Source organism: Pseudonocardia sp. McavD-2-B (genome assembly GCF_024124365.1).
In the GTDB taxonomy this organism is placed as follows: Bacteria; Actinomycetota; Actinomycetes; order Mycobacteriales; family Pseudonocardiaceae; genus Pseudonocardia; species Pseudonocardia alni.
In genome coordinates this window covers 1-1,347 of sequence record NZ_JAMXSG010000527.1, presented here as the reverse complement: position 1 = coordinate 1,347, position 1,347 = coordinate 1, and the positions used below count along the sequence as shown (strand labels likewise).

Below are 1,347 nucleotides of genomic sequence, written 5' to 3'. Positions count from 1 at the left end.
CCGGCAGCGCGGGGCCGGCGCGACGAGCGCGAGCACGATGCCGGCGACCAGGGCGACGATGACGCCCACGTTCCGGCCGGGCACGCCCTCGGACATGTCGAGGGCCAGGGCCAGCGCGGCGCCGACGAGCGCGACGCCGAGGCGGAGCAGGATCACGCGGGCTCGCCCCCTCCGGCGTCGTCCGGCTCGTCGGCCGGGGTCGGTTCGCCCGGCTCGCCGGCCGTGAGCCGGCGGTACGCCGCGTCGAGCCCCTCGGCGAGCTTGCCGACCATGCTGATGCCGTCCGCGGCGTGGTCGTCGGCGTCGTGCTTGTCGGCCGCGAGGTGCTTGTCGAACGCGACGGCGGCGCTGGTCATCAGGTTGCGCACGTCCGCGGCCGGCGGCTCCGGCAGCTCGCGCGAGTTGTACTCGTTGTCGCGCCCGCCGAACGCGAACACCGTCGCCGGCCGGCGGATCTTGTCGAGCAGGTACTCGGCCTCGTCGAGGAACCGGGCCGACACCGCGGCGCGGCGCGATTTCAAGTGGTCCCGGGCCGCGACGGTCGCCGCGCGGGTCCCGGAGGTGTCCCAGGGGTTCACGATGCCGGCGCCGTCGACGAGCCGGCGGATGGTGCTCGGGCTCGTCTCGAAGTCGCGGGCGAGCTGGGCGCGGCTGCGGCGGTCGTCCGGGTCGCGGACCGCGGCGAGGATGGCGGCCCGGCCGGCGTCGGTGAGTCGCTTCGTCGGCACCGACCGGGCCCCCTCTCCTACTCGATCACCTCTCGGGCGTAGGCGATGACGTTGTCGCTGTAGCCCAGCTCGCCGCCGACGAACTCGCCGCCGCAGCTCACGAGCCGCAGCTCGGGCCCGGAGGTGTCGCCGTAGACGGCCTGGGTGGGAAACGCGCCCTTGTCGACGACGTCGACCCGGTAGACCTCGAACCGTGCGGTCGAGCCGTCCTCCCGGCCGACGAGCACGTCGTCGCCGGCCTCGACGGCGGCCAGCTCGGCGAACACCCCGGGCCTGCCGGCGCCGTTGACGTGGCCGAGCAGGATCGCCGGCCCCGGCTGACCCGGTTTCGGGCTCTGCCGGTACCAACTCGCCTGCTCCGGCTGCTCGACCGGCGGGACCTCGACGCTGCCGTCGTCGTTGAGGTCGGTCTCGACCAGCGACGAGCGGGCGTCGATCGCCGGCACCTCGACCGACGCCGGCGCCGCGACCGCGACCGCTGGGCCCGCGAGGTCGGGCCCGGAGGTGTCGCCGTAGACGGCCTGGGTGGGAAACGCGCCCTTGTCGACGACGTCGACCCGGTAGACCTCGAACCGTGCGGTCGAGCCGTCCTCCCGGCCGACGAGCACGTCGTCGCCGG

2 protein-coding genes are annotated in these 1,347 nt (G+C 75.1%); both read right to left on the bottom strand.

Annotated elements, in window-relative coordinates:
- Positions 1-152 precede the first annotated feature (152 nt).
- Positions 153-728: a hypothetical protein gene (locus tag NH602_RS30910; protein ID WP_253069699.1), complete on the bottom strand. Its 576-nt coding sequence runs from the start codon at positions 726-728 to the stop codon at positions 153-155.
- A 17-nt stretch (positions 729-745) separates the two neighbouring features.
- Positions 746-1,347: class F sortase (locus NH602_RS30905; protein WP_256496189.1), on the bottom strand; the 602-nt coding region annotated here is incomplete at its 5' end.